16 protein-coding genes and 1 tRNA gene are annotated in these 20991 nt (G+C 67.5%); 11 read left to right on the forward strand and 6 right to left on the reverse strand.

Annotated elements, in window-relative coordinates; all coding sequences use genetic code 11:
* The 7 genes from tilS to serA all read left to right on the forward strand — a co-directional run bounded on the left by tilS (position 1) and on the right by serA (position 10312).
* Positions 1 to 1257: a tRNA lysidine(34) synthetase TilS gene (tilS, locus tag FZN60_RS11510; RefSeq protein ID WP_500786074.1), complete on the forward strand. Its 1257-nt coding sequence runs from the start codon at positions 1 to 3 to the stop codon at positions 1255 to 1257.
* 117 nt (positions 1258 to 1374) lie between these two features.
* Positions 1375 to 3318 (forward strand): ATP-dependent zinc metalloprotease FtsH, encoded by a 1944-nt coding sequence (gene ftsH, locus FZN60_RS11515; protein WP_158873631.1) that lies wholly within the window; start codon positions 1375 to 1377, stop codon positions 3316 to 3318.
* Between the two features lie 206 nt (positions 3319 to 3524).
* Positions 3525 to 4874 (forward strand): phosphoglucosamine mutase, encoded by a 1350-nt coding sequence (gene glmM, locus FZN60_RS11520; protein WP_158873632.1) that lies wholly within the window; start codon positions 3525 to 3527, stop codon positions 4872 to 4874.
* 107 nt (positions 4875 to 4981) lie between these two features.
* A complete protein-coding gene (locus FZN60_RS11525; protein WP_158873633.1) occupies positions 4982 to 5989 on the forward strand; it encodes an outer membrane protein in 1008 nt (335 codons plus the stop codon).
* A 280-nt stretch (positions 5990 to 6269) separates the two neighbouring features.
* Complete coding sequence (locus FZN60_RS11530) at positions 6270 to 7100, forward strand: outer membrane protein (RefSeq protein WP_158873634.1); 831 nt, start codon at positions 6270 to 6272, stop codon at positions 7098 to 7100.
* Positions 7101 to 7252: 152 nt separating this feature from the next.
* Entirely contained in the window at positions 7253 to 8431 is a 1179-nt protein-coding gene (locus FZN60_RS11535) for a phosphoserine transaminase (RefSeq protein WP_158873635.1), read from the forward strand.
* A gap of 273 nt (positions 8432 to 8704) precedes the next feature.
* The gene (gene serA, locus FZN60_RS11540) at positions 8705 to 10312 is read left to right on the forward strand and encodes a phosphoglycerate dehydrogenase (protein ID WP_158873636.1); all 1608 of its coding nucleotides are present in this window, start codon (positions 8705 to 8707) and stop codon (positions 10310 to 10312) included.
* 40 nt (positions 10313 to 10352) lie between these two features.
* Here serA and FZN60_RS11545 read toward each other — a convergent pair whose 3' ends face one another.
* Complete coding sequence (locus tag FZN60_RS11545; protein WP_158873637.1) at positions 10353 to 11276, reverse strand: DMT family transporter; 924 nt, start codon at positions 11274 to 11276, stop codon at positions 10353 to 10355.
* A 212-nt stretch (positions 11277 to 11488) separates the two neighbouring features.
* Between FZN60_RS11545 and FZN60_RS11550 the strand changes: the two genes are divergently transcribed.
* The gene (locus FZN60_RS11550; protein WP_158873638.1) at positions 11489 to 12781 is read left to right on the forward strand and encodes an adenylosuccinate synthase; all 1293 of its coding nucleotides are present in this window, start codon (positions 11489 to 11491) and stop codon (positions 12779 to 12781) included.
* A gap of 55 nt (positions 12782 to 12836) precedes the next feature.
* Complete coding sequence (locus tag FZN60_RS11555) at positions 12837 to 14576, forward strand: hypothetical protein (RefSeq protein ID WP_158873639.1); 1740 nt, start codon at positions 12837 to 12839, stop codon at positions 14574 to 14576.
* An 87-nt stretch (positions 14577 to 14663) separates the two neighbouring features.
* Here FZN60_RS11555 and rpoH read toward each other — a convergent pair whose 3' ends face one another.
* Positions 14664 to 15584: an RNA polymerase sigma factor RpoH gene (rpoH, locus tag FZN60_RS11560; protein ID WP_158873640.1), complete on the reverse strand. Its 921-nt coding sequence runs from the start codon at positions 15582 to 15584 to the stop codon at positions 14664 to 14666.
* Positions 15585 to 15805: 221 nt separating this feature from the next.
* The gene (locus tag FZN60_RS11565) at positions 15806 to 16750 is read right to left on the reverse strand and encodes an RluA family pseudouridine synthase (protein ID WP_246726737.1); all 945 of its coding nucleotides are present in this window, start codon (positions 16748 to 16750) and stop codon (positions 15806 to 15808) included.
* Positions 16751 to 16862: 112 nt separating this feature from the next.
* Here FZN60_RS11565 and FZN60_RS11570 point away from each other — a divergent pair, with 112 nt between their 5' ends.
* Entirely contained in the window at positions 16863 to 17213 is a 351-nt protein-coding gene (locus FZN60_RS11570; protein ID WP_158873641.1) for a fimbrial protein, read from the forward strand.
* Positions 17214 to 17289: 76 nt separating this feature from the next.
* Positions 17290 to 17364 (forward strand) — tRNA-Glu (locus tag FZN60_RS11575).
* A 730-nt stretch (positions 17365 to 18094) separates the two neighbouring features.
* Here FZN60_RS11575 and FZN60_RS11580 read toward each other — a convergent pair.
* From FZN60_RS11580 to FZN60_RS11590, 3 genes are all read right to left on the reverse strand, one after another.
* A protein-coding gene (locus FZN60_RS11580; RefSeq protein ID WP_158873753.1) for an IS5 family transposase occupies positions 18095 to 18900 on the reverse strand; the annotation gives its coding sequence in 2 pieces (ribosomal slippage) (positions 18095 to 18570 and positions 18570 to 18900; 807 coding nt in all).
* A 38-nt stretch (positions 18901 to 18938) separates the two neighbouring features.
* Complete coding sequence (locus tag FZN60_RS11585; RefSeq protein WP_158873642.1) at positions 18939 to 19427, reverse strand: hypothetical protein; 489 nt, start codon at positions 19425 to 19427, stop codon at positions 18939 to 18941.
* Positions 19424 to 20884, reverse strand: a complete 1461-nt coding sequence (locus tag FZN60_RS11590) for a GMC oxidoreductase (protein WP_158873643.1) — start codon at positions 20882 to 20884, stop codon at positions 19424 to 19426. The genes FZN60_RS11585 and FZN60_RS11590 overlap by 4 nt, the downstream gene beginning before the upstream one ends.
* Positions 20885 to 20991: the final 107 nt, after the last annotated feature.

Genomic DNA, 20991 nt, shown 5'->3' on the forward strand with positions numbered 1-20991 from the left:
CTGCCGCCCAGCGACTCGTCTCGCATTCTCCTCGCTGTATCCGGCGGTCCTGATTCGCTCGCCATGCTGCGCGTCGCGGCCGGCCTGCTCGAATCGGCGCCCGGCACCGTTCAGTTCTACGTCGCGACCGTCGACCACGGCCTGCGACGGCAAGCGGAAGCGGAGGCCCGCTTCGTCGCCGCGCGCGCGGCAGACTGCGGCCTGCCGCACGACACGCTGCGCTGGCGGGGATGGCAGGGGCGCGGCAATCTCCAGGCGGAAGCACGCGACGCGCGCTACCGGCTTCTCGCGGCCCACGCCGCCGCGATCGGCGCGAGCGCCGTTCTCACCGCCCACCACGCCGACGACCAGATCGAGACGCATCTCCTGGCTCGGGCGCGTGGGGAGGGGGGCTCCGCCCTTGCCGGTATGCGCCCTTGTCGCGATCTCGCGCCGGGCCTGCGTCTTCTTCGCCCTTTCCTTCATCTTTCAGGCGACGGCCTGCGCCGTGCGTTGGACAGATCCGGCTGGCGTCCGGTGCTCGACCCGTCGAACCGCGACCCGCGCTTCGCCCGTGCCCGGCTGCGCGCGAACCCCTTGGATCCCTCCGAGCGGGCAAGCGTCGCCGCCGCGATCGCGCGCCGCGCCGCGGAGCGGGCGGAGGAGGATGCGGCCCTGCGCGCCGCGCTCGATGCCGTCGAGGCGCGCACCGACGATCTCGGGCGGGTGCGCCTGTCCGCCGAAGGGCTGGCAGGTCGGCCGCCCGAACTCGCGGCTCGCCTCGTCGCCCGCGTCGCGACGGCCGCCGGCGGCGCGCGCCATGCGCCCGAGCGTGTCGCGGCCTTTCGCCTCGCATCCGAGTTGCGCGGCGGCCGATCGGAGGCCGCGACGCTCAACGGCGCGCAGTTCCGACGCCGCGGGGACGTCTGGATCGCGTGCCGCGAATGGGGGCGCACCGGGCCGGCCGAGCTTCGCGGCGAACCCGGCGAGGTTCGGCTGCTCTTCGACAACCGCTTCGATATCCGCCTGACCAACGACGAGGCACGCGACGGGGCGCTGGTGGTGCCGTTCGGCCGGCTCGGGCGCGGCAGCGAAGCGGAGCGCACGCTGCCCGTGTTGCTCGACCCGAGTGGCGAGGCCCGCCTCGTTCATCCCGGCGCCGCCGGAAAGGCCGGCCCCGTTTCCGGGCTTCTCGACGCCACCTGCCGCGTCGGCTGGCGGCTCTGCGCCGACCTCGCGACGCCGGACGGCAGCGCCGCCGTGCTTCCTTCCGGTTAAAGATGACGACGCCATTTCGCCGCAAAAGCCGGTGAGCCTGTTGGCAAGGCTGAACCGCCCACCTATCTTCGATCCGTGCCGCTGGCGAAGAGCCCGCGTGCCTTCCCAGGACGAGTGATGAACCAGAACTTCCGCAACTTCGCACTCTGGGCGATCATCGCGCTGCTCTTGATTGCTCTCTTCCAGCTGTTTTCCAACAGCTCGCAGACGGCCGGGGCGCGTGAGATACCCTATTCCCAGTTCCTCGCCGACGTGGACTCGGGTCGGGTGCGTTCGGTGACGATCCAGGGGCCGAGGGTCAGCGGCAGCTACACCGACCAGAGCAGCCCCTTCCAGACCTATGCGCCCGAGGATCCGAACCTCGTGAGCCGCCTGGAAGCGCGCAACATCGAGATCAAGGCCGCTGCTCCGTCGGACAACAGCAATCCCATCTGGTCGATGCTCCTGTCCTTCGGCCCGATCCTCCTCATCCTCGGCGTCTGGATCTTCCTGATGCGCCAGATGCAGGGCGGTGCCGGCGGCAAGGCCATGGGCTTCGGCAAGTCCAAGGCGAAGCTCCTGACGGAGGCGCACGGCCGCGTCACCTTCGCGGACGTCGCGGGCGTCGACGAGGCGAAGGCCGACCTCGAGGAGATCGTCGAGTTCCTGCGCGAGCCGCAGAAGTTCCAGCGTCTCGGCGGCAAGATCCCGCGCGGCGTCCTCCTCGTCGGCCCTCCCGGCACGGGTAAGACGCTCACCGCCCGCGCCGTCGCGGGCGAGGCAAACGTGCCCTTCTTCACGATCTCGGGCTCCGACTTCGTCGAGATGTTCGTCGGCGTCGGCGCGAGCCGCGTGCGCGACATGTTCGAGCAGGCCAAGAAGAACGCGCCCTGCATCATCTTCATCGACGAGATCGACGCCGTCGGTCGCCACCGCGGCGCGGGCCTCGGCGGCGGCAACGACGAGCGCGAGCAGACGCTGAACCAGCTCCTCGTCGAGATGGACGGCTTCGAGGCGAACGAGGGCATCATCCTCATCGCCGCGACCAACCGTCCGGACGTCCTCGACCCGGCGCTTCTGCGCCCCGGCCGCTTCGACCGTCAGGTCATGGTGCCGAACCCGGACGTCGGTGGCCGCGAGAAGATCCTCAAGGTCCACGTGCGCAACGTGCCCCTCGCGCCCAACGTCGACCTGAAGACCATCGCCCGCGGTACGCCCGGCTTCTCCGGCGCCGACCTCGCCAACCTCGTCAACGAGGCGGCCCTGATGGCGGCGCGCCGCTCCAAGCGCCTCGTCACCATGCTCGAGTTCGAGGATGCCAAGGACAAGGTCATGATGGGCGCCGAGCGCCGGTCCATGGCCATGACCGAGGACGAGAAGAAGCTCACCGCCTACCACGAAGCGGGCCACGCCCTGGTCGGCCTCTGCGTTCCGGGCAACGACCCGCTGCACAAGGTGACCATCATCCCGCGCGGCCGTGCGCTGGGCGTGACGATGAACCTGCCGGAGCGCGACCGCTACGGCATGCGCAAGAACGAGATGGAGGCCCGCCTCGCCATGATCTTCGGCGGTCGCGCCGCCGAGGAGATCATCTACGGCCACGAGAACGTCACGACGGGCGCGTCCAACGACATCCAGCAGGCCACCAACATGGCCCGGGCGATGGTCATGGAATACGGCATGAGCGACAAGCTCGGCCGCCTGCGCTACCGCCAGAACCAGGAAGAGGTCTTCCTCGGCCACTCGGTCTCGCAGCAGCAGAACATGTCCGAGGATACCGCGCGCCTCATCGACTCGGAGGTCCGCCGGATCATCGAGGAAGCCGAGAACATCGCGCGCAAGGTCCTCAACGAGCACATCGACGACCTCCACGTCATCGCCAAGGGCCTGCTCGAATACGAGACGCTCTCGGGCGACGAGGTTCGCGACCTCCTGGCCGGCAAGCCGCTGGCCCGCGACATGGGCGACGATACGCCGCCTTCGCGCGGCTCGGCGGTGCCCAAGGCCGGCGGTACGGCTCGGCCCTCCGGCCAGCGCGGCGACCCCGCCGGCGACGGGCTGGAGCCCCAGCCCTCGACCTGAGGGGCGTTGCGCCGGCGCAACGGCAGCAGCGCAATCGAAACGATCTCCCGAAGGCGGCCCCCGGGCCGCCTTTTTCGTATCCATGTGTCGACTTGACAGAGCAAGAAACGGTTCGGCCACCATCCCCGGGTTAAGGGGGGCGGCAGGAAACCCAGGCGGGTCACGGCCCCCTCAATCCACCAGAATCGGGCGAGGAACCCTCATCCATGGCGCGACGCTACTTCGGCACGGACGGAATCCGCGGCAAGGCCAACCGCTTTCCCATGACGCCGGAGGTCGCGATGAAGGTCGGCATGGCCGCCGGCATCGCCTTCCGCCGCGGCGAGTACCGCCACCGCGTAGTGATCGGCAAGGACACCCGCCTGTCCGGCTACATGCTGGAGCCGGCACTCTGCGCGGGCTTCACCGCCGCCGGCATGGACGTCCTCATGCTCGGCCCGATGCCGACTCCGGCCGTCGCCATGTTGACCCGCTCCATGCGCGCCGACATCGGGGTCATGATTTCCGCCTCGCACAACCCCTTCGAGGACAACGGCATCAAGCTCTTCGGCCCGGACGGCTACAAGCTGTCCGACGAGGTCGAGGCCGAGATCGAGTCGCTGCTCGACGAGGACCTCGCCTCGCACCTCGCCACCGGCGACAAGCTCGGCCGCGCCCGGCGCTACGACGACGGCGGGCGTGACCGCTACATCGAGTTCGCCAAGCGCACGCTGCCGCGCGAGATGAGCCTCGAGGGCCTTCGCGTCGCGATCGACTGCGCCAACGGCGCGGCTTATCGCGTCGCGCCCGAGGCGCTCTGGGAACTCGGCGCCGAGGTGGTGAAGATCGGCGTCGAGCCGAACGGCACCAACATCAACCTGAACTGCGGCTCGACCGCGCCCCAGGCGCTCTGCGAGAAGGTGCGCGAGGTGCGCGCCGACATCGGCATCGCGCTCGACGGCGACGCGGACCGCGTCCTCATCGTCGACGAGCGCGGCACGATCGTCGACGGCGACCAGATCATGGCCGTGATCGCGGAGGCCTGGGCCGCCGACGGGCGGTTGGCGGCCGGCGGCATCGTCGCGACGATCATGTCCAACCTCGGCCTTGAGCGGTTCCTCCAGGAGCGCCAGCTCCAGCTCGCCCGCACCAAGGTCGGCGACCGCTACGTCGTCGAGCACATGCGCGAGCACGGCTACAATGTCGGCGGCGAGCAATCCGGCCACATCGTCCTGTCCGACTTCGGCACCACGGGCGACGGCCTCGTTTCGGCGCTGCAGGTGCTGGCGACGGTGAAGGCGAGCGGCGGCACCGTTTCGGAGGTCTGCCGCCGCTTCACGCCGGTGCCGCAGATCCTCAAGAACGTTCGCTTCTCCTCCGGGGAACCGCTCGACGCACCGCGCGTTCAGGAGGCCATCGAAGGTGCGCGCATGCGCCTCGGCAACACCGGCCGCCTGGTGATCCGCCCCTCCGGCACCGAGCCTCTCATCCGCGTCATGGCGGAAGGGGACGACGCCAACCTCGTCTCGACCGTGGTCGACGACATCGTGGATGCCTTGCGCAAGGCTGCTGCATGAGGGGCTGCGCATAGCTCGCTAACTGTGCGTTAACCATCCCCGTTTACCGTGTTCGTCAGAAGTTGCACGGCGTCGTATCGGCGCCCGCGGACACGGAGCAGTCTGGCATGCGTTCGATTCTTTCAGCGGGAGCGGCCGTCCTGGCGCTCGTCTCGGTCATGGGAGCGGCGCAGGCGGCCGATATCATCGAAGAGCCGCCCGTCTTCGTCGAGCCGCCCCCGGTCTACGTCGAGAGCGGCGGCTTCTATATCCGCGGCGACGTCGGTTACGCCTTCAAGAGCAAGACGTCCGGCGACTACAAGTTCTGGAACTGGGGCCACGACGGCAAGCAAAACCACGACGGCTCCTACAACTACGGCTCCGGCGAGATCGACCGCGGCGTCGACGGCATCTTCCACTACGACGAGATCAAGCTGCGCGGCGCGGGCACTTTCGGCCTCGGTGCGGGCTATCGCTTCAACGACACCCTGCGCGCCGACGTCACCGTCGACTACATGAAGCACGACGTGAAGGGCACGACCGACTGCGCCTACCCGGTCGAGATCGGCTACAATCTCAGCCCGGTAAAGGGCGGCTGCAAGTTCAACGACGACGCCGACGCCAAGATCTGGACGACGATGGCCAACGTCTACGCCGACATCGGCCGCTTCGGTGTCGTGCGCCCCTATGTCGGCGCGGGCGCCGGCTTCGCGCACGTCAAGTACGGCGACATGCGCAACGAGATCTCCTGCGGCGACCAGCCCGGCTGCTTCGGCCGCGAGACCTATGTCGGCTACCACAAGGGCGAGTCGTCCTGGCGCTTCGCCGCCTCGCTGATGGCCGGCGCCAGCGTCGACATCACCGACAACCTGATCTTCGACGCGGGCTATCGCTACACCCGCATCGAGGACGGCGACGCCTTCGGCTACGACAGCGAGGACATGAAGTACGGCGCCTCGGGCGTCCAGGGCCGCGACCACGGCTTCGACATCCACACGGTCCGCGCCGGTCTGCGCTACGAGTTCGGTGGTGGCGGCCTTGGCTTCGGCAAGGGCAAGGGCCCGGTCGAGCAGGCCGCCTTCGAGCCCGCCGCTTTCGAGCCGGCGCCGTTCGAGCCCGCGCCCGTTTACAAGTGATCCCCCTCCGGCGCGCGCCGGAGACCTGAACCCGAAACGAACCTGACGCGCCGCGCAGCTCCTTTCCCGGAGCTGCGCGGCGCTTCGCATTCCGCTTCGGCGGGAGATCCGTCCGGGGCCCGCCGGGAGCTTGCGCCAGACCTGCCGAGCTTCGACGTCGCCGATGGTTTCCGCTCGGTGAAGAAACGCGGTTAATGAGGCGTTAACGGTTGGCGGGCCAAGTTTGGGGCAGAGGCATAGGGCGCCGCGACAGCGCGCCGCCAAACGGGACCGGCCATCCATGACGACGCTGAACACAACCCTTCTCGCTGGCGCGCTGATCCTCGCTGCCGGCGTCGGCACGGCGCGGGCCGCCGACATCCTGCCGGTCGACATGCCGCCGATCTATTCCGAGGCGCCCGAGCTGGTTCCCGTCGAGGTCGGCAACGGCTGGTACCTGCGCGGCGACGTCGGCTACGACTTCGAAAGCGAGACGAGACGCAACCACAGCATCAACCTGCCTCTCACCAGCCAGGAATACGACGGCAACGACATCACCATCGACGACGGATACGGCTTCTCTGTTGGCGCCGGCTACCAGTTCACCGACTTCCTTCGCGGCGACGTGACCGGCCGCTATGCCAAGGCTGATGTCGGCGGCGAGCTTCAGAACCTCGCCTACTGCGTCTGGGCCGAGCCCTGCGACGCATCCGACGACGCGGAGATGACGAGATGGGAGGTCATGGCAAACGCTTATGTCGACCTCGGCACCATCTCCGGGTTTACCCCTTATGTCGGAGCCGGCGCCGGAGCGGTGCAGGTCGACTACGAGAATGCCACGATCAACTACTGTGACAACCAGCTCTTCGGTCACGGCGTGGGGTGTGCTTCGATCAACGCCGAAGGGGAGAAGGATTGGCGTTTCGCCTACTCTCTCATGGCCGGCGTCAGCTATGACGTTTCCAGCGCCTTGAAGCTCGACGTCGGTTATCGCTTCCTTGATGTCGATGGCGGTGGTGCCTATCGGATCGGCTCGCCCTTGCTCGACGGCGTCAACATGGGGCTGAACACCGAAGACGACGGCTTCAAGCTCCACACTGTCCAGGCGGGTCTGCGCTACTCGCTGTTCTAGGTGCTTGCCGCGTCGCGCACGGGACGGGCGATGTCGCTCTCCCGCGCGCATCCCAAGATTTTGTCGCTTGACCGCAGCGGCGCGAGGCATTAGCCACCGCGTCGGGACACGCCTCCCCAACGAGGCGCTTCTATCTGCGAGGATAGCACAATATGGCGACCTTCCCCAAGCCGGACGCGCGTCCGGCCGACCCCCGCTTTTCGTCCGGCCCCTGCGCCAAGCGACCCGGGTGGTCGCTGGAGGCTCTCGGCGACGCGCCGCTCGGCCGCTCGCACCGCGCCAAGCTCGGCAAGGCCAAGCTCAAGCAAGCCATCGACGACACCCGCGAGGTTCTCGGCGTGCCCGCCGACTACCGCATCGCGATCGTGCCGGCGTCCGACACGGGCGCCGTCGAGATGGCCATGTGGTCGCTGCTGGGCGCCCGCCCGGTCGACATGGTCGCCTGGGAAAGCTTCGGCTCGGGCTGGGTGACGGACGCCGTCAAGCAGCTGAAGCTGACCGACGCCCGCGTCCTCGAGGCGCCCTACGGCGAGATCGTCGACTTCGCGACCGTGAACTTCGACCACGACGTGGTCTTCACCTGGAACGGCACCACCTCGGGCGTGCGCGTGCCGAACGGCGACGCGATCCCGGCGAACCGCCAGGGCCTCACCATCTGCGACGCGACCTCGGCCGCCTTCGCGCAGGATCTGCCCTACGACAAGCTCGATGTCGTCACCTTCTCCTGGCAGAAGGTGCTGGGCGGCGAGGCCGCGCACGGCATGCTGATCCTGTCACCGCGTGCAGTCGAGCGCCTGGAAAGTTACAAGCCGGCCTGGCCGCTGCCGAAGATCTTCCGCATGACCAAGGGCGGCAAGCTGATCGAGGGCCTGTTCGAGGGCGAGACGATCAACACGCCCTCCATGCTCTGCGTCGAGGACTATCTCGACGCGCTTGCCTGGGCGAAGCGCATCGGCGGTTTGGCCGAGCTGAAGCGCCGCGCCGACGCGAACCTCGCGGCCGTCGAGCGCTTCGTGGAGGCGAACGACTGGCTCGGCTTCCTGCCGAAGACGCGCGAGATCCGCTCCAACACCTCGGTCTGCCTGACCTTCACCGATCCGACTGTCACCGCGCTCTCGCCGGCCGACCAGGCCGCCTTCGCCAAGGGCGTCGCCTCCGCGCTGGAGAAGGAGGGCGCCGCCCTCGACGTCGGCGCCTATCGCGACGCCCCTCCGGGCCTGCGCATCTGGTGCGGCGCGACGGTGGAGCTGGCCTCCATCGAGGCGCTGCTTCCCTGGATCGCCTGGGCCTTCGAGGCCGAGAAGCAGAAGCTCGCCGCCAAGGCGGCCTGAGGCCCCAAGCCCGCGGCGCCGACGCTGCTCCCTTCTCCCGCTGGCGGGAGAAGGTCGCGGCAGCGGGATGAGGGTGGCTCATGCGAGCCGCGGCGCAAGCCGTTTGCCGGCCGCTTGCGCGCCTGACACCCGCACCCGGCCCGCTTCGCGGTCCCCCTGGTCGAGCCGCTCATCTCGCCCGTCCTTGCGAACCCTTCTCCCGCAAGCGGGCGAGGGGACGCGCCTCATCCCGACGCCGACAGTCCCCATCCCATCGTTTCCCGGAGCATCCCCATGGCGCCCCGCGTCCTCGTTTCCGACAAGCTTTCCAAGACCGCCGTCCAGATCTTCAAGGACCGCGGCGTCGAGGTCGACTACATGCCGGACCTCGGCAAGGACAAGGATCAGCTCGCCGAGATCATCGGCAACTACGACGGCCTCGCCATCCGCTCGGCGACCAAGGTCACCGAGAAGCTGATCGAGAAGGCGACGCGGCTGCGCGTCGTCGGGCGCGCCGGCATCGGCGTCGACAACGTCGACATTCCCGCCGCCTCGCGCCGCGGCATCATCGTGATGAACACGCCCTTCGGCAATTCGATCACCACCGCCGAGCACGCGATCGCGCTGATGTTCGCCGTCGCCCGCCAGCTCCCCGCCGCCGACGTGTCGACGCAGGCCGGCAAGTGGGAGAAGAACCGCTTCATGGGCGTCGAGATCACCGGCAAGACGCTCGGCGTGATCGGCTGCGGCAACATCGGCTCGATCGTGGCGTCCCGCGGCGTCGGCCTGAAGATGCGCGTCGTCGCCTTCGACCCCTTCCTGTCGGTCGAGCGCGCCGCCGAGCTCGGCATCGAGAAGGTTGAACTGGACGAGCTTTTCGCCCGCGCCGACTTCATCACGCTCCACACGCCGATGACCGACCGCACCCGCGGCATCGTCGACGCCGCCGCCATCGCCAAGATGAAGGACGGCGTGCGCATCGTGAACTGCGCGCGCGGCGGCCTCGTGGTCGAGAAGGATCTCGCCGAGGCCATCAAGTCCGGCAAGGTCGCGGGCGCGGGCTTCGACGTCTTCGAAGTGGAGCCGGCGACCGAGTCGCCGCTGTTCGGGCTGGAGAACGTCGTCTGCACGCCGCATCTCGGCGCCTCGACGACGGAAGCGCAGGAGAACGTCGCGCTCCAGGTCGCCGAGCAGATGGCCGACTACCTCGTCCACGGCGCGGTTTCCAACGCCATCAACATGCCCTCGATCACCGCCGAGGAAGCCCCCAAGCTGACGCCCTTCGTGAAGCTCGCCGAATGCCTCGGCGCCTTTGCCGGCCAGGCGACGGAAGAAGCGATCAAGTCCGTCGAGATCACCTATGACGGCGCGACGGCCGGCATGAATACGCGGGCGCTGACCTCGGCCGCGCTCGCCGGCCTCCTGCGCAGCCAGGTCGCCAGCGTCAACATGGTCTCGGCGCCCCTGATGGTGAAGGAGCGCGGCATCAAGCTGACGGAGTCGCGCCGCGACAAGACCGGCGTCTTCGACGGCTACATCCAGCTGACCGTCACCACCGAGAAGCAGACCCGCTCGGTCGCCGGCACCTGCTTCTCCGACGGAAAGCCGCGCTTCATCCAGATCAAGGGCATCAACCTCGATGCCGAGATCGGGCGCTACATGCTCTACACCACCAACAACGATGCGCCGGGCATCATCGGCCTTCTCGGCACGACCTTCGGCAAGGCGGGCGTCAACATCGCCAACTTCCAGCTCGGCCGCGACCGGCCGGGCGGCAATGCCATCGCGCTCCTCTACCTCGACTCGCCCGTGCCCGAGGAGGTCCTGAAGTCCGTTCTCGCCCACAAGGAGATCGAGAGCGCCAAGCCGCTGGAGTTCGACGTCGCCGACGCGGCCGCCTGACCCGGCACCTCTTCCAAGCGCTCGCGCGCCGCGCCGGTTCTCAGGACCGGCGCGGCGTCGTCGTTTCCGGGCGCCCCTTGGCGCGGCCCCACTCGGCAAGGCCGATGCCGCCGAGCACGAAGACCAGCGCCGCGACGTGATAGGCGAAGAGCTCCTCGCCGAGCACCAGCATGGCCAGGATCGCCCCGAAGATCGGCGTGAGGTTGATGAAGAGGTTGGCGCGGTTGGCGCCGATCATCTCGACGCCGCGGATATAGAGCGTCTGCGCGGCGATCGAGGGGAACAGGGCGATGTAGAGGACGACGAGCGCGCCCTGCATGTCCGGCCAGCGCGACAGGCCCATCGCCTGCTCGGCAACGAGGAACGGGATCGACGCGAGGCAGGCGACGAAGCACAGGACGTAGATCGTCGAGCGCCAATGGATCGCCGGCTTGTAGCGCAGCGCGACGGTGTAGAGGCCGTAGACGAGAACCGCGCCCATCATCAGCGCGTCGCCGAAGTTGAAGTCGAGCGTGAGGAGCGTCCCGATGTCGCCGTGGGTCGCGGTCAGGAGAACGCCGACGAGCGTCACGGCGAAGCCGACGATCTGGTAGCGATTGGCGAGCGTGCCGAAGAGCAGGAAGTTCGCCAGGAACACGACGAGCGGCATCGAGGACTGCTCGATCATCACGTTGATCGCCGTCGTGTAGTGCAGCGCGACGTAGAAGAGCGCGTTGAACAGGGTGAAGCCGAACAGGCCGAGCAGCGCCAGGATCCCGATATGCGCCCTGATCTGCGGCCAATCGCGCTTCAAGTCCCGCGCCGCGAAGGGCAGGAGGATGAGGCAGGGGATCATCCAGCGGAGAAAGGTCGTGACCATCGGCGACACGTGGCCGACGGCGAGCTTCCCGGCGATGGCGTTGCCGCTCCAGAACAGCGCGGTCAGCGCGAGAAGGGCGTAAGGGTGGGCGAGGGCGCGGATCATCGCCCGGCTTTAGGCGAGAAGCGGCGCGGCCGGAAGGTGGCGGCCATGATCCGATTCGCGTCGCAAGCTTCGGGTGTTTTCCCCGTGCGATGGGACGTCCGGTCTCGCTTCATGGTGAACGCTTCTCTATAGTCCGGGCGACAAGGCGCCGGCCAATCCGACCAAGGGGTTGGGCCGGTGCGCAAGCGTGCACATCAGACAGGACAGGAAGCATGGCAAACGTCGTCGTCGTCGGATCGCAGTGGGGCGACGAAGGAAAGGGCAAGATCGTCGACTGGCTGTCCGAGCGCGCCGACGTCGTGGTCCGTTTCCAGGGCGGCCACAATGCCGGTCACACGCTGGTGGTCGACGGCGTGTCCTACAAGCTCTCGCTTCTGCCCTCGGGCGTCGTGCGCCAGGGCAAGCTGTCGGTGATCGGCAACGGCGTCGTCTTCGACCCCCACGCCTTCGTCGCCGAGCGCAAGCGCCTGGAAGGGCAGGGCGTCTCGATCTCGCCCGACTCGTTGCGCATCGCCGACAATGCCAGCCTCATCCTGTCGCTGCACAGCGAGCTCGACGCCATCCGCGAGAACGCGGCCGCCGGCACCAAGATCGGCACGACCCGCCGCGGCATCGGCCCGGCCTACGAGGACAAGGTCGGCCGCCGCGCCATCCGCGTGATGGACCTCGCCGACCCCTCCGTTCTGCCCGAGCGCGTCGAGCGCCTGCTCGCGCACCACAATCCGCTGCGCCGCGGGCTCGGCCAGCCCGAGATCGAGCCGCAGGCGATCCTCGACGAGCTGACCAGCGTCGCCGGCGAGATCGTGCCCTTCATCGATCGCGTCTGGCGCCTCCTCGACGAGCGCCGGAAGGCGGGCGACCGCATCCTCTTCGAGGGCGCGCAGGGCACGTTGCTCGACATCGACCACGGCACCTATCCCTTCGTCACCTCCTCCAACACGGTGGCGGGCCAGGCGGCGGCGGGCTCCGGCCTCGGCCCCGGCAGCGTCGGCTTCGTTCTCGGCATCACCAAGGCCTACACGACCCGCGTCGGCGAGGGGCCGTTCCCGACCGAGCAGGAGAACGAGGTCGGCGAGTTCCTTGGGGTTCGCGGCCACGAGTTCGGCACGGTGACGGGGCGCAAGCGCCGCTGCGGCTGGTTCGACGCGGTGCTGGTGCGCCAGGCCGTCGCCGTCAACGGCATCCACGGCCTCGCTTTGACCAAGCTCGACGTCCTCGACGGCCTCGACGAGATCAAGATCGCCGTCGGCTATCGTTTGAACGGCAAGGTGATCGACTACCTGCCGGCGGGCTTCGCCGCCCAGCAGGAGGTCGAGCCGATCTACGAAACCTTCGAAGGCTGGAAGGACACCACCGCCGGGGCGCGTCGCTGGAGCGACCTTCCGGCGCAGGCGGTCAAGTACGTGCGGCAGATCGAGGAGCTCGTCGGAGCTCCCGTCACGCTTTTGTCAACCTCGCCTGAGAGAGACGACACGATACTTGTTCGCGACCCCTTCCAAGACTAGAGCATTGTAATTTCGGGCGAAAATCCGAGCGACACCGGCGAAGTGGCACTGATCCATGGCGGACTTGGGCGCAGTCTTACGCAAAACCATCGACGGCCTGCCCAATGCGAGCCCGAGCCTGCGCGCGAAGGTCTACGACAAGGCGCGGGCGGCCATCCAGCGGCAGATCGAGTCCGCGAACCCGCCGATGGGCGAGGAGATCGCGCAGGCGCGGCGTGCCGCGCTGGAGGACGCGATCGGGCGGACCGAGGCCTTCTATCTCGAGCGCGAGATCGAGGCGGCGGGCACGAGCGCCGCGGTCGAGCCGCCGCAGCCCGAGCCTGAACCCGAGCACCGCGCTCCGGCGCCCGCGGCCGTCCAGCCGCGCGCTGCCGAGCGCTTGTCCGACCCCGCCCTCGAACCGCCGATGCGCCCCGCTGCGCCGCGGCTGCCGGCGGCGACCTTCACGCCCGGTTCCGGACCGGCGTCCCGGCGCGTCGAGCCGCCGCCGGCCTTTCCCGCCCAGGCGGAAGAGCCGGAGGAGATGGCGCGGCCCCAGCCGATCCCGGCTCCCTTCGTGCCGACGACGCGGGCCGACGAGCCCGTTCGCGGCGCAAGGCCCGTCGGCGAAGGCGCGGGCCAGCTCCCGGACGGCGATCTGCCCGCCATGCTCTCGCGCCCGCGCGACACCGACCGCGACGCGGCCGGCGGCGAGAGCGTCGCGCCGCTGTTTCCCGCCGCGCGTCCGCGAGCCAAGGCCAATCGTCGGCCGCTGATCGCCGCGGCGGCGCTTCTCGCGCTGCTCGGCGGCGCCGGCGCCCTGGCCTGGATCTATCGCGGCGAGATCGACTCGACCATTGCCGACCTCAACGGGGGCGCGCCCGCGACCGGTACGTCGGCCACGCAGACCGCGGCCGCGCCCGACGGCGGCAATGCGACGCCGGCCGCGCCGCCGGCGGCCGAGTCGACCCGGCTCTTCACGCAGCGCCTCCTGCCGGACGGCACGGAGGTCGACGAGGGGCCGGCCGCGGCCGCCGCGAACGCCTTCGGCGAGGGCTCGGACGTCGCCGCCGCTTCGCCCGCCGCGACGCCCGAGACGGCCGATCCGGATGCGGCGACGACGCTCGCGAGCGAGATCGGCCAGGACCCGACCGTTGTCGGCTCGCCGACGCCGGCCGCCGGCGGTCCGGCCGGGCAGCCCGCGGCCGGCGCACCGCCGGCGACCCCGCCCGCGGGCGCCGCGGTTCCCGTCGGCCAGCGCGCGGTCTTCTACGAGGAGCGCTCGGACACCGAGCCCGGCACGCAGCAGGCGGGCGACGTCGTTTGGAGCGTCGTCAACGAGGTGCCCGGCGACGGGCAGCCGGCCGAGCCGGCGATCCGCGCCGTCGCCAGCGTGCCCGAAGAAAAGCTGACGCTGACGCTGACGATCCGCCGCAACGCGGACCCGACGCTGCCGGCGAGCCACGTCATCGAGCTGATGTTCGACACGCCCGCGGACTTCGACGGCGGCAGCGTCGCCAACGTCCAGCGCCTCGCGCTCAAGCCCACCGAGCAGGCGCGCGGCGAGCCGTTGATAGGCGTCGCCGGCAAGATCTCGGACGGCTTCTTCATCATCGCGCTGAACAACATCGATCAGGCGGTTCAGAACAACCTGTCCCTGCTCGGCAGCGAGCAGTGGATCGATATCCCGCTGGCTTATCAATCCGGCCGGCGCGCGTTGATCTCGATCGAGAAGGGCATTCCGGGCGACCGCGTCTTCAAGGAGGCGATGGACGCCTGGACGGCGAAGTCCTCCAACGTGTCCTCCGCCGGCTGAGAGCCTCCGCACGGCGATCGGCATGAAAAAGGCGGCGTCCGGATCGCTCTGGACGCCGCCTTCATATCGTCGGCCTCGTTGCTCGCGTCAGGCGGCGGCGGATGCGCCGCTATCGACCGGGCGCAGAGCGCGCTTGGCGGCCTCGGCGGTGTCGCGCACCGCCTTCTGCACCTTCTCGAAGGCGCGCACCTCGATCTGGCGCACGCGCTCGCGGCTGATGTCGAACTCGCCCGACAGGGCTTCAAGCGTCAACGGGTCCTCCGACAAGCGCCGCGCCTCGAAGATGCGGCGCTCGCGGTCGTTCAGGACGCCCATGGCCGAGTGCAGCATCGAGCGGCGCTGATCGAGCTCGTCCTGCTGGACGAGGATGTCCTCCTGGTTCTCGGAGGTGTCTACCAGCCAGTCCTGCCACTCGCCCGACTCGCCCTCGGTCGCGCGGATCGGCGCGTTCAGCGAGGCGTCGCCGGACAGGCGGCGGTTCATCGAGATCACGTCCTCCTCGGTCACGCCGAGCTGGGTCGCGATCTGCTGCACCTGATCGGGCCGCAGGTCTCCCTCATCGAGGGCCTGGATGCGGCTCTTCATCTTGCGCAGGTTGAAGAACAGGCGCTTCTGGTTGGCCGTGGTGCCCATCTTCACGAGGCTCCACGAGCGCAGAATGTACTCCTGGATCGAGGCCTTGATCCACCACATGGCGTAGGTGGCGAGGCGGAAGCCCCGCTCCGGGTCGAAGCGCTTCACGGCCTGCATCAGGCCGACATTGCCCTCCGACACGACCTCGCCGATCGGCAGGCCGTAGCCGCGATAGCCCATGGCGATCTTGGCCACGAGGCGCAGATGGCTCGTCACCAGCTTGTGCGCGGCGTCGCGGTCGTCGTGCTCGGCATAGCGCTTGGCGAGCATGTATTCTTCCTGCGGCTCCAGCATGGGGAACCTGCGGATCTCTTCCAGGTAGCGGTTCAGGCCGCCTTCGCCCGAGGCAATGCTGGGCAGATTCATCTGGGCCATTTCGCACCCTCCATCGTCATCGGACCGCCCTGGCCGGGCCGGCCCCGCCGCACCCCTTCACGAGCGGGTTCGGCTCACCACATATGGGGTTTTCCTACGCGAATTTCACGGCCGAAGAGCGGCGAAACAAGTTACGAATCGTCAATGTGGCGCCGACCAATCGTCGTGCGCCATCGCGTAGGCCGGTCGTTTGGAGGAGCCGCATCGTCCGGTTCCGCTCGCTAAATCCCGAGAAGCGCTCGCAGTTCCACCATGTCGGCGGGAAGTTCTGTTTCAAACAGCATCGATCTGCCGGTCTCCGGATGCTCGAAGCCGAGCCGGACCGCGTGGAGCGCTTGGCGCGGAAACGCCGCGACAGCCTCGGCCACCGCCGGATCGAGCCGCCGCGCCTTCGTCTTGAAGCCGGCGCCGTAGACGTGGTCGCCGATGAGCGGGTGCCCGATATGGGCCATATGGACGCGGATCTGGTGGGTGCGCCCGGTTTCCAGCGCGCATTCCACCAGCGAAGCCTGCGCCTCCGCCGCGCGGGCGAGCACCGCGTAATGGGTCACGGCCTCGCGCGCGTCGGGCCGGTCGGGCGAGGACACGCGCCGCTTGGTGCGGTCGGTGCCCGAGCGGGCGAGATGGGCGTCGATGGTACCGCGTTCGCGCGCCGGCACGCCCCAGACGATCGCCCGATAGGCGCGTTCCAGCCGCCCGTCGCGCCCGTGCGCAGCGAACTGCTCGGACAGGCCGCGATGCGCCGCGTCGCTCTTGGCGACCACCATGACGCCGCTCGTGTCCTTGTCGAGCCGGTGGACGATGCCCGGCCGTTTCACGCCGCCGATGCCGGACAGCGAATCGCCGCAGTGGTGGAGGAGGGCGTTGACCAACGTGCCGCGCGGGTTTCCGGCCCCGGGATGGACGACGAGGCCTGCCGGCTTGTTGAGGACGACGAGGCTCGCATCCTCGTAAAGGATGTCCAGCGGGATCGCCTCGGGCTCCGGGTCGGCATCGGCGGGCTCGGGCACGGCGAGGCTCACCGTTTCGCCTGCCGCGACCTTGCGCTTGGGCGACAGAGCGGGCGCTCCGTCCACGAAGGCCTGCCCCTCGGCGATCAGCGCCTGGACCCGCGAGCGCGACAGCTCCTCGCCGCCGGCGCGCGCCAGGAACTGGTCGAGGCGCAGGCCCGCCTCCGCCTCGCCGACGGTGAACTGCCTTGCCTCGTCGAGGCTCGGGCGGTTAGGAGCGGTGGCGATCTTGATTTCCCTTCATGCCCTGAACACGAGGACGCCAGCCATGGCCGCTGTCGACGACGAGACCGAGAAGCCTCTCGACCCGGCCCTCGAGCGCGTCCGGCGCCGGATGGTGCGCATGCTGCTCGTCACCATGGGCGTGACCTTTCTCGGGCTTATGGCGGTCGTCGCCGCGCTTGTCTACCGCATGGCCGACCGCAGCGCGCCCCAGCCGGTCGCGGTCTCCGAGGCCGCGACCGTGTCCCTCGGCCCGGGCCGCAGCGTTTCGGACGTCGCGCTCGACGGCGACGGCGAGCGCGCGCTCCTGCGCTTGGCCGGCCCCGACGGCGAGGAGCTGCTGCTCATCGACCTCGCATCCGGCACCCCGATCGGCCGCGTCCGCCTGGTGCCTTGAGCGTCTCGCAAGAGCCCTCGCGAAAATCGCTTGCCATCGGAAACGACCCCGACTATATCGACTTCACCGGTGACACGCGCCCATCGTCTAGCGGTTAGGACGGCGCCCTCTCACGGCGCAAACAGGGGTTCGATTCCCCTTGGGCGTGCCACCGGTTCTTAAGCGAGAACAGAGATTTACAGGTCAATTGGTTTACGCTGCGCAGAGCAAACCTAACGATGGCCTAATATAAGAATTGCGATCATAGTAGGGCGTTGGCTTGTGCGCAGCGCCGAAGGTCTCCATCCTTCCTCTTGGATCGGCAGGTTACCCGTCAGAGGGTGCAGCAGCGAGGTCGCCGGGGCGCATCGGCATGACGGCTTGCCCGTCATGCCGATGCGCTGGGTGCTCGTCCGCAATCCCACGAATCATTCCCCGCCGCAAACTCTGCTGTGCACAGACCTCACCCGCGACGCAACTCAGATCCCGTCGTCGCGACGCAACTCAGATCCTGTCGTGGTTCGTGCGAAGCTGGAGCGTCGAGGTCACCTTTCCGGAAGTGCGCCGCCACCTCGGCGTGACGACCCAGCGCCCGTAGTCGGACACGGCGATTGCCCGCACCACGCCTTGCCTGCTCGCCCTGTTCTCGATCGTCACGCTACTGGCCGCAAGGCTCTCGGCCTACCAACTGCGATCACTCGCCACGGCCGCATGGTATCCCAAACCGCGCCCGACCTTCGCAGACGCGCTGGCGGGTGTACGTTGCGCGATCTGGCGCGAGCGCACTTTGGCGACATCACCGCGCAGACGCCCCCGCACAAAACCTCGCTTCCGCCTGCCAGACGCCTGGGCCTACGCCCTCTGTCACGCCGCATGATTGGCCAAAGTCGAGCTAAGAGCTTCTAACAAAACCACTTTGCGACGAAGCGCCGAGTGATGAGGGCGGCTGCGAGGGTGGTAAGGGCGAGGTGGATGTCGGCCCGGCGCTCGTAGCGGATGGCGAGCCGTCGGAACTGGGCCAGCCAGGCGAGACTGCGCTCGACCACCCACCTGTGGCGACCCAGGCGCTGGCTGCTCTCGAGGTCGCGCCGGGCGATGCGGTGCTGGATGTGGCGGACGGTCAGCGCCTGCCGGCAGCGGCGATGATCATAGGCCTTGTCGGCATGGAGCTTGGCCGGGCGGCGGCGAGGTGGTCCCCAGCACTGACGGATGGCGGGCACGGCATCGACCATCTCCTCGATCATGCAACTGTCGTGGACGTTGGCGCCCGTCAGCCTGACCGCGAGTGGGATGCCTTGCGCATCGGTGATGATGTGGCGCTTGGTGCCGGACCTGGCGCGATCCGTGGGGTTCGGCCCCGTCTGCGCGCCCCCTTTTTGGCCGCGATCGAGGCGCTGTCGAGTGCGGCGCGGCTGAAGTCGATGGCGTTGCGCCGGCCGAGACGATCCAGCAGCACCTTCTGGAGCCTGGCCCAGACGCCTGCCTCCTGCCAATCACGCAGTCGGCGCCAGCACGTCATGCCCGAGCCGCAGCCCATCTCCCGCGGCAGAAGCTCCCAAGGCGTTCGCGAGCGCAGCACGAACAGGATGCCGGTCAGAGCCGCCCGATCTGAAACACGGGGACGTCCGCCTCTGGGCTTGGGCAGCTCAGGCTGCAGAAGCGGTTCGATCGCGGCCCAGAGGCCGTCCGGAAGAAGAGGGCGTGCAATCTCCTCACAACGCGCCAGCCAGCGTTTTGTTAGACGCTCTAAGCCATGGTTAGATCTGCATAGGGATTGGAGCAACCTTGCAACCCAAAATACGAGACTGAAAGCACACCTTGGTTTGGCTTTTCCTCGTACAGCGGAAGATAATCCGTACTCATGATAAATTCCGTAAGCAATCGACGCTCGAAAGTCTCAACTTTACTTAGAATCGCTTGAGGCGCGATACTGTCTAATAGGGAAGACGCGCCAAATTGCTCGCTCACGCGGAATGGTAGCATTTTAACTGTAGCGAGCTCAGGATATCCGGCGCGGAAACTCTGTGTGAAGGCGGCGAACTGGTCTGACGTCATCTCGAAGCGTCCTACAAGCCGGTGCAGCGTGCTTCGCAGAAAGTCTTCGTCAGTCATGCTCGCTGCGCCGCCGCCAAGCACGGCGGCGGCAGCGATCCCACCCAGGCCCATTAGTAGCCCACGGCGGGTAATGTTGCCGCGAGAACCGCTGGAAGAAGGCGGCTGACCGTTGAGGTTCATGCACTCCTCCCGGAGAGGCGGCTTGCTGCCCGCAGTGACAAGGCGGCCACTGTCAGACTGGGATTGGCTGTGGAACAGGTAGCGAAGGTCGAGGACCCGACCACCACTAGATTGCGATAGCGATGATGGATGAGGCTCGCATCGACGACCGAGGTCGCAGGGTTGGATCCCATCCGCAAAGTGCCCTGCAAATGCGACTCCGTACTGCGATAGGCATGAAAGCGGATGCGCTCCACAGGGAGCGGGTCTAGAACCTTCGGCAGCATATCGATCGCGGCCTGCATCCCGTCTTTGGCATACTCGGAAATGCCGTGGAAATGAACCACCGGTTCGCCATCCTCGCCGAGTGCAACGTAGTTGCGGTCGTCGAGCGTGTCCTCCACTGCTAGCATGATCGGCAGTGATTGGCGCCAGCGGCCCGGCTCCCGGCGCAGACCATATTTCCAGCGGTTTTCGAAATAGATCAACGCTCCACTATGGCTGGACCGAAATGGGCCATCCGCCATTGAGTAATTTAGGCCCGTGGTGATAGTGCTGCCGTCAAAATTATCGAGGCCATCGAGATAAACCTCAAGCTCAGCCCCAAAGGCCTCGTGTAGACCCTTGCCGGTAAGCCTATCATCCATATCCGATGCCTGAAGAATTGCAGGACTATGGATGGCGTTGGCGCCTAGAACGAACAAATCACCCGAAACGCTCGTCTCACGTTCCTTATGATAAACCACAAGCCGACGTACGGTCCCATTTGTTTCCTCGAAGCGCAGCGCACGCGTATTGACCACGAGGGTTATAGCAGGGTGCGAGAACATGTCGCGCATGCTATTGAGTGCGGTGAACTTAGCGTCGGCTGGGCAGATTTGGCAGCGCAAGGAGGCGCAGCAAGCTGGACGTGTATCGGTTGCCACGCGCGCGCGCGCAGTAGGCATTACAAAATGCCGGTCAGGCTGGGCGGCCTGCATCATCCGGTCTACTGACGACATGTTGTGCGGCGGCTGTGGGAATGGCATGGAGCGGGGTAGAACCTGAGCCATCGCCGGATCGCCCGAGATCGCCATCGCCTCCTCGGCGCGGCAGTAATGCCGCTCAAGATCATCATAAGAAATTGGCCAGTCATCGCCGAAGCCATATAGGCTTTGCATTCGGAAGTCACTTGGCTGCATGCGTGGCGTTTGAGCAAACCAGCAGTTAGTGCCTCCACCAAAACCGATAGTGAAATTCCAGGGTTTTTCCGATGTGCTCGAATAGGTCGCATCATCAGGAATTGGTGAGTTGCGGCCGTTGGAGAATTGCCATGCGTGATCGTTTACGCCACCTCTCTCCACTACCAAAACACGTGTTTTTTCTCCGAGATCTGCGAGCAGACCAAGCAAGAAGAAGGCCGAGCCGAAGCCGGTTCCCACCACGATTATGTCATAATGTTCCCCAGCGATAGAAGCGGGATCCACCACTGGGATCATGATCTGGTCCTTGATATTATGCGTGATGATAGGCTGTAAAATAAACTATTTGGCTCGTCAAATTTATCGAGCGTGCTCTGAGTCTTGGGATGGGTCATCTTGCGCGA

Origin of the sequence: Antarcticirhabdus aurantiaca (assembly GCF_009765365.1) — a bacterium.
In the GTDB taxonomy this organism is placed as follows: domain Bacteria; phylum Pseudomonadota; class Alphaproteobacteria; order Rhizobiales; family Rhizobiaceae; genus Antarcticirhabdus; species Antarcticirhabdus aurantiaca.